6 protein-coding genes and 2 pseudogenes are annotated in these 7,225 nt (G+C 66.9%); 3 read left to right on the forward strand and 5 right to left on the reverse strand.

What is annotated here, in order from left to right; genetic code table 11:
- Positions 1–116: 116 nt before the first annotated feature.
- Both ACFWAY_RS52595 and ACFWAY_RS52600 read right to left on the reverse strand, forming a co-directional pair.
- Positions 117–265, reverse strand: a pseudogene (locus ACFWAY_RS52595) (histone-like nucleoid-structuring protein Lsr2); the annotation flags it as partial.
- Positions 256–411, reverse strand: a pseudogene (locus tag ACFWAY_RS52600) (transposase); the annotation flags it as partial. The pseudogenes ACFWAY_RS52600 and ACFWAY_RS52595, both read right to left, overlap by 10 nt.
- Here ACFWAY_RS52600 and ACFWAY_RS52605 point away from each other — a divergent pair.
- Positions 411–860 (forward strand): hypothetical protein, encoded by a 450-nt coding sequence (locus tag ACFWAY_RS52605; RefSeq protein WP_378516375.1) that lies wholly within the window; start codon positions 411–413, stop codon positions 858–860. The pseudogene ACFWAY_RS52600 and the gene ACFWAY_RS52605 overlap by 1 nt on opposite strands.
- A 14-nt stretch (positions 861–874) precedes the next feature.
- Here the strand turns inward: ACFWAY_RS52605 and ACFWAY_RS52610 are convergent, their stop codons facing one another.
- Positions 875–1,528, reverse strand: coding sequence for a ScbR family autoregulator-binding transcription factor (locus tag ACFWAY_RS52610; RefSeq protein ID WP_378516371.1), 654 nt, complete (start codon positions 1,526–1,528; stop codon positions 875–877).
- A 512-nt stretch (positions 1,529–2,040) separates the two neighbouring features.
- On the opposite strand from ACFWAY_RS52610, the gene ACFWAY_RS52615 reads away from it, so the two are divergent.
- Positions 2,041–3,420 carry an alpha/beta hydrolase gene (locus ACFWAY_RS52615; RefSeq protein ID WP_378516372.1) on the forward strand — a complete coding sequence of 460 codons (1,380 nt, stop codon included), beginning with the start codon at positions 2,041–2,043 and terminating at the stop codon, positions 3,418–3,420.
- On the opposite strand, the gene ACFWAY_RS52620 is transcribed toward ACFWAY_RS52615, so the two are convergent.
- Entirely contained in the window at positions 3,312–3,875 is a 564-nt protein-coding gene (locus ACFWAY_RS52620) for an SDR family NAD(P)-dependent oxidoreductase (protein ID WP_378516374.1), read from the reverse strand. The genes ACFWAY_RS52615 and ACFWAY_RS52620 overlap by 109 nt on opposite strands.
- A 462-nt stretch (positions 3,876–4,337) precedes the next feature.
- Between ACFWAY_RS52620 and ACFWAY_RS52625 the strand changes: the two genes are divergently transcribed.
- Positions 4,338–5,417: an IS110 family transposase gene (locus tag ACFWAY_RS52625; protein ID WP_378516373.1), complete on the forward strand. Its 1,080-nt coding sequence runs from the start codon at positions 4,338–4,340 to the stop codon at positions 5,415–5,417.
- Between the two features lie 447 nt (positions 5,418–5,864).
- Here the strand turns inward: ACFWAY_RS52625 and ACFWAY_RS52630 are convergent, their stop codons facing one another.
- Positions 5,865–6,812, reverse strand: a complete 948-nt coding sequence (locus tag ACFWAY_RS52630; RefSeq protein ID WP_378458427.1) for a hypothetical protein — start codon at positions 6,810–6,812, stop codon at positions 5,865–5,867.
- Between the last annotated feature and the right edge of the window lie 413 nt (positions 6,813–7,225).

A 7,225-nucleotide genomic window follows, 5' to 3' on the forward strand; every position in this document is an offset into this window, starting at 1 on the left:
ACCGGACGCTTCTTCTGCGAAGGCATGACAACCGTCCTGACCGGCAGAGGGGAAGGGGAAGTCTGCCGCCCCAACCTAACCGAAACAGGACAGAAGTAAGCAGCGACACGCTACTAGTGATCGAGTCTCTTGTGGAACTCCTTCGAATTCTTCGCCGACAAGTCGATCTCGATTCCATTCACGGAGAAGGCGATCGTCTCGCCTTTGCCGCAATTGGAGTTCCGTCGATATCGTCGACGTGTTCGACAACTATTTGGCGCGCCATTCCATGTAGAGGCATTTCAGCGCGGCCTGCTCGCTGGGGGAAGTGGCCCCTTGGCCGGACCGCCCGGTTGTACCGAGCGTTGAGGGATTCGATCGCAATCGTCGAGCATCCGCTCGCTTGATCTCGGTGTCGTAGTTCCCGAAGGGTGCAAACAGTACGTCAACGACCGGCCGTAGGCCGTCTCGACGCTGCAGTCGGTGGCGTTGGCGGACGTATTCCGTACGCCGCACCGGACGTACTCGCCATCGCACCGCCACCTGCACTGGGCGCTCGATCGACCAAGGCCTGCATCATCGCCGCGCTGCGGCGGGCGGGCCGGCAACGTCGGCTCGACGACACCGCGACCCGCATCCGGGACGCGCTCCGCCACCCGCAATTGCGGCAACCGCCTTTGGTGGAGCAGGCGTCGGGCCGCCAGGCACGCGCCCAAATCGGCACGCTGAACTTCGAATGCGTCAACGCCGCCGAACTCATCGGACCACGCGGTGCACCCGGCGCCATCCAGGTCCGCACCATCGACACCACGCACTGGAGCGGCCACGACATCGCACAAGCCCTCGAACGCGACACCGCCCAACGCGGCTGGACGGTTTAACAGCAGACCCGGTCTCACTCAGTGTTGAGTGATGCGAGGCCCCATCTGCGGCGGACGTATTCGCGAAAGAATTCGACGTGTGCGGCGTCGACGATCCCGGGCAGCACGAACGTCCACAATCGCTCGGTACGGATGGGGAGATCTCGAGTTGTGTTCCCGTGGGTGGACCACATTCGAACGCCGTCGAACGCGGCGACGAGGAAGGTGGCGAGATCTTCGGAATCGGTGTCCGGGAGGAGGTCTCCGACATCGATGGCTCGATCTGCGATCGTCGCCACCAGCTCCACCCACTCCCGATGGGGATCGGTGACCGTCCCGCGGGCATCACCTATCTCGCCGGTGAGCCTCATTCCGGCCCGTATCAGGGGGCTCCTCAGCAGTTGGTCGACCAGCAGGAGCGACATGCTGATCAGCGATTCGAGCGGCGGAAGAGCGGTGTCCAGCAGGTTCCGGCACGCCCCCATCGACGTCGCGTGTTGTTCGTCGATCGTCGCCCGCGCGAGCGTCTCCTTCGAGGTGAAGTGGAAGTACAGCGCGCCCTTGGAGATTGCCGGGTGGCTGACGATGTCGGCGAGGCTGGTGTTCGCGTATCCGTTCGCCGCGAACATCTCCGCGGCCGCCTGGATGGTCGCGCGGCGTGTCTCCTCGGCACGGGACTGTTGTGCCATTCTGTCACCCTCCATCGGCCCGCCCCTCGATGCGACCTGCGTCCTCTGACGTCACGAGCAATACCGGCTTCAGGGCATCACGTCCCGGGCCGCGGAGGTGCTGATTCCGGCGGCACGCGCGGCGGTCCTGTTCTGATCGCGGTGTCGTCCGGGGAGTCATCCGGTAGTTCTCGATCCCGGATCTGCCTGCAGCCCAATGGCAGATATTGGGCCCAGCTACGCTCTGCCTGGTCGCCGGCATCTGATGACTCCACGGTCACGGATTTTCTCATGATTGCTTTACAAACAATCTTAGAGTATGTAATGTCGCGAAGATACAGACAAGTGGTTTGTTTCACTGTCCCGGTTCACGGGATTGCGGCATTGCATCCCGGGCGCACGGTGGTCGCGACGACGGGTCTGGCACCAGGTCGGGTGCGCCACGGCACGGATTCCCTGATGCCCGGGGGAGCGTTACGGCTTGCACGCGCCTGACAGAGTAGACGGTGGGCCCGGCTATGTGTGGTGATGCGTTGTTTCATTCCGTCCTATCGCATTTCGCGTCGGTGCAGGCGTGCTGGGACAAGGTCCCGGCGACGTTCAACGAGGTTGTCGAAGGCGTGGCAGCCGCGCTGGCCCTGACCGGCAGCAGCATCAGCCTCGTCCTCGACGAGGGACGAGAGAACACGACCGTCGTCACTGCCGACTCCGCCCAGCTCGGACGATGCGAACGAGATTTCCCTGCGGGCCGACGAATATCGCGCTCCGCCTGCGCCGGGCGTCTCGCCGATGCCACGCAGTCGGCGGCATGGCCGCCGTTGGCAAGTCAGGTGTGCCGGACTCCCACGCCCGCGGGCCCGAAGCCCGACTTCTTTCCCGGGGCCAGCCTCCGCTCACAGGTTTTGGCGCACACACTGCGGATCACGGTCAAACCGCTGCTCGGTGTGTGGGCCCAGTGGCCGAGTCCCCTGTGGCCGGCCGGACTGATCGACCACGCCGCCCGAATCGTCCCGCCCCTCCGTGGGGTAGGCCGCCATCGCGTGCGCCTCGGCAACTGCGACGCCGAATTGATCGACGCCGGCAATACGGGGGCGGCGACGGTAGTGCTGTACCTCCACGGTGGCGGTTTCCTTACCTGCGGGTTGAATACCCACCGCCGACTTGTTTCGCGGATCTCCGCGTCCGCCGGGGCAGTGGTGCTCAGTGTCGGCTACCGGATGATGCCCAGACATCCGATCCGTGATGCCATCGCCGACGGAGTCGACGGTTACCGCTGGCTGCTCGTGCATGGGTTCGAGGCGGAGAAGATCGTGATTGCCGGTGATTCCGCCGGCGGCTACCTGACATTCATGACGGCCTTGACGCTCGCCGACCTGGACCTGCCACGTCCGGCGGGCCTGGTCGCGCTGTCACCGCTGACGGACATGGATCCCGCGGGGAAGCTGGCCCACCCGGGCGCTGACCGGTGTCCGGTCTTTCCGCGTTCGGTCCTCACCACGTTCGCCGGCTTGCCCGATCAGGGCGCTCACCACGGCACTACCGGGGAACCGCGCATCTCGCCGGTTGATGGCATCCTGGCCGGCCTGCCGCCGGTGTTGATCCAGGTCGGGTCCACCGAGATGCTCTACCCGGATGCGGAGCTCATGGCCGAGCGCCTCGCGGCCGCTGGGGTGCCGATCACGCTGGAGGTGTGGGACCGCCAGGTCCATGTATTCCAGGCGGCCGCCGACCTCATTCCCGAGGCGGACCACGCGATCCGGCAGATCGGCAGTTTCATCCGCACGGCAACGACCGCACGCACCCTTCACAGCGATCGCGCCGACGAAACCGCGGCGTGGCGAGTATCCGCGCCAAGCGCCTGCCACGTCATGCACACCACGCCGGTACGAATGCCTGTTAGACGTCTCGGGTAGTGAAGACGGGGGCCGGCTGGCAGCGTGGCGCGGCCAGCTGCCGTACTCGAGAACGTCGAACGCTGCGTGCGAGCGCATCTCAGGCGGCGGGTCGGCCACATGGTCCGGACCGCCCTGGCCGATGACGGCCGGGACTTCGCGGCGTAGTACGTCCGACGGAACGATCTGCACGTCGGTGTCTGCTGCGGTGTAGGCGAGGTGTGATCGAACTGGCCGATCTCGTCGAAGAAGGCGCGCAAGGACTCGGTAGATGATGCATCCACAGAGTGCCCGACCGCGTTGTCGGGCAGCTTCTTCAGTGGCGCTGTGACTGAGTCGGGGTTGCGTGAAGCGGCGACAGCGGCCGCCCCGGCTTCTGAAGCCGATTGGGCGACTGCGAGTCCGATGCCGCTTGTGCCGCCGAGGACAACGACACGGCTCGCGGGTTGAGTGACATAGGGTTCCCTACTCTCGATATGGCTTGGAGTTGTTCTTCACCCCCGCCTCAAGCTCTGCCCTCGCAGCTGGTGGAGGTGGTGGTGCGTCTCGGGAGGTGCGTACGAGACGTAAAAGACCGCATCAGGCGGTTGCGCTCCACTGGCCGAACCGCCACGACCGGATGCGTGTGCACCAGTGCCGGCGTTTCCGGACGCATTGCTCACCTCCAGCAGCGTTCCGCTTCTCCTCCTTCTTCGTTTTGTGCGACGGACGTCGAACTGCGGCCCGCCAGGCAGGTCGCCGCGACGATCTCGGCGCTCCCCAAGGCGGCCGGTTCACCGGTCTCGGCGGCCGGGCCCGATGCGTCGTGCAGCGTGTGATGGCGCGGCGTTAGACGATATGAGGGGCTGGGCTGAGGCCCCACGCACATGTGAACGTTGGGTTGCCGACAGGAAACGGGTCCTGGCCGGTAGAGCCACAAGATGTGGGAGGCCCCAGCGATGAATCAGCGTACGAGCATTGGATTGGATGTGCACGCACGATCGGTGGTCGCCTGCGGCCTCGACGGGCAGACCGGTGAGCTGTTCGAGCGAAGATTGACACCGGATCATGGCGAAATCGTGGGCTGGAGCAGGTCCCTACCGGCTCCGGTGGCGGTGACCTACGAGGCCGGGCCGACCGGCTTCGGGCTGGCCAGGTCACTGACCGCGGCGGGCATCGAGTGTCTGGTCGCGGCACCGTCGAAGCTGCAGCGCCCGCCCGGCGATCGGGTCAAAACGGACGCGCGTGACGCGCGGCATCTGGCTCGTCTGCTGCACCTCGGGCAGATTGTCGAAGTGACGGTGCCCGGCGTCGAGCAGGAGGCGGCCCGCGATCTGGTGCGTGCCCGTGAGGACTGTCGTCGGGATCTCATGGCGGCCCGGCATCGGGTGTCGAAGTTGCTTCTGCGGCAGGGGATCGTCTACTACGGTGGCCGCGCGTGGACGAAGGTGCACGACACCTGGCTGCGCACCCAGCACTTCGACGCACCCGCTCTGCAGCTGGCGTACGAGACCGCCTACGACACCATGCTCGCGGCGGTGGACCGGCGGGATCGGCTGGATGTGGCGATCGCGGCGATGGCCACCGACAGTGACTACACCCCGGTGGTGACTCGGCTCGGCTGCCTGCGTGGGGTCTCGACGCTGACCGCGTTCGGGTTGGCCGTCGAGATCGGCGACTGGCAGCGCCTGACCGGACGCTCGATCGGCGCCTACCTCGGGCTGGTGCCCACCGAACACTCCTCCGGTGCGTCGCGCTCGCAGGGATCGATCACCAAGACCGGCAACGGCCACGCCCGCCGGCTGCTGATCGAGGCCGCCTGGCACCACCGACCCCGGTATCGTCCCGGAGCGGAGCTGCGGCGCCGCTGGGAGCAGGCCAGTCCTGCGGCCCGGGCCCGCGGACAGCAAGCAAACCAGCGCCTGCACGCCCGCTGGGCCGGGTTCGACGCCCGTAACAAACGCCCGGCACTGGCGAACACCGCGATCGCCCGCGAACTCGCCGGCTGGTGTTGGTCGCTGGCCGTGCTGGATCCCTGAAAAGCCGGTTCCCCGTTCCACATCCCGGTTGCGAGTGTGGTCGTCGACTCGTCGGGCGGCAAGGTCGGTTCTCCTCGCTGCGCTGCGGGGACTCCACCTTGGCCCCCTCGTCGCCGACGACCGGTGAGGCAAGGACCGGGAACGGGAACCCCCACACCCGTCCGGACGAATCATGCGGTGGTGACGGCAGCGCCCGGGAGTGATCCGCGAGACGACCTATGAGCAATCCTCAACTGTACGTTGGGATCACGCTCGACGTTAGACCAGCGATCCACTCCAGCCGAATAACCGTCCTGCGGTATCCAACCCGCGCATATCAGAGTTGACCACGCGTCGAAACCGACACGCTCGCCACCACCCAGATCGACCGGGCCCACAGAGGCGGCGCCCACGACGACGGTCCTGGACGCCGCCTCGCCCTGCGTCCTTGACAAACCGGCGTACATATCAGGTCGATGCGCTGACCGACGAGGACCGCGCGGGACGTCGAAGTGCGGACGCCGCCATCGTGAGCGCCACAGCATCCTCCGCGAGCGCCGCCTGCCAGTCCGGCATCCGCCGGTCGGCCCACTGCCGCCACCACGCGCCGCCGAACGAGCCGGCGAGGGCACCGACAGTTCCGATGATCAGGGCCGACGCTGTGTCGACCCGGTCGCGGCGGGCCAGCGCCGCGGCGCCTCCGCCGCCTGCGATGAGCCGTCCGGTGAGCGCGGGCTGGGAGAGGCGCGACGGTACGTTCGGGTTCTTGTCGGCGACCAGTTCGCCGCCGACGAGCGCCGTCGCGCCAACGATGCGGGCCCGGTGTGCCGAGCCCGGGGCACCCGACAGCAGTGCCGTCGCGATGCCGGTGGAACTGCGGAGACCGCTGGCCACGCCGATCACCGCCGACCGGACGGTGCTCGACCGTTCGGCCGCCGGGTCCTTCAGGTGCCCCGTGGTCTTGTCCTGTTGCCGCAGGACTGTGGTGACGGTAGCGCCGTAGACCAGATGCGGCACGAGGTCGCTGAGCCAGTCCTGGGCGGTCCACTGTCGCGGGTCGCTGATGCCGCGCAGGGCGATCGGGATGTCGGTGGCTGCCATCGCGGCGAAACCGATCCCGATAGTTCCGGCAGCCGGGGTCAGGTGGGCGCCGGCGCGGCGGACGAGGGAGGCGGCCACGCCGAGTCCGGTGCCGACGGCGATCCCGCCGAGCGCCCCGAATGCCGACCGCCGCGCCGCGAGCGCGTCGCCGCGTCCCGGTATCGCGACGCCAAGAGCGGATGCAACGGACTCGACCGTCTTCTCCGGGACGGTGCTTGCGGGGCGGCCCCGGATCGCCATGTCCAGGTAGGTGACGGCGTCGAGCATCGTGGTGCCTGCGGCACCTGCGACGATGCCGGTCGTGACAGCGTTCATCGAACTGCCTCTCTCGCGTTGATTCGACGACGGGGTCGTCCTTCCCGGCAGCATCCCCCGGCGGCGTACCGGGCAAACGTGGACTGGGATTGGGCGCGAGGCGACGAGGGGGACACATAACGTCCCTGGAAGCGGTGGAGGCAAGTGCTGATGCATCGATGCGAGCGCTCCGCTATGGCGATTCGAATCGGCCACACGATCGTTTCGGCGGTGAGCGCGGTGCGGTGTGCCGGTCGGAGAAGAACCCCGGGCCGGTGGTTCGATATGTGCGGCATTAGTGCGGCATTAAAGACGTTTCGGTAATTGAGTGAGTGGTGATCATAAGGAAAGTCCGGTGTGGTCGAGGAAGCTGTGGCACAGGTCGAAGTTCGAGCCGATCCGGGTGAGGCCAGTCTCGGTCGCGATGCGGACCT

Origin of the sequence: Rhodococcus sp. NPDC059968, assembly GCF_042738615.1 — a bacterium.
In the GTDB taxonomy this organism is placed as follows: Bacteria; Actinomycetota; Actinomycetes; order Mycobacteriales; family Mycobacteriaceae; genus Rhodococcus_F.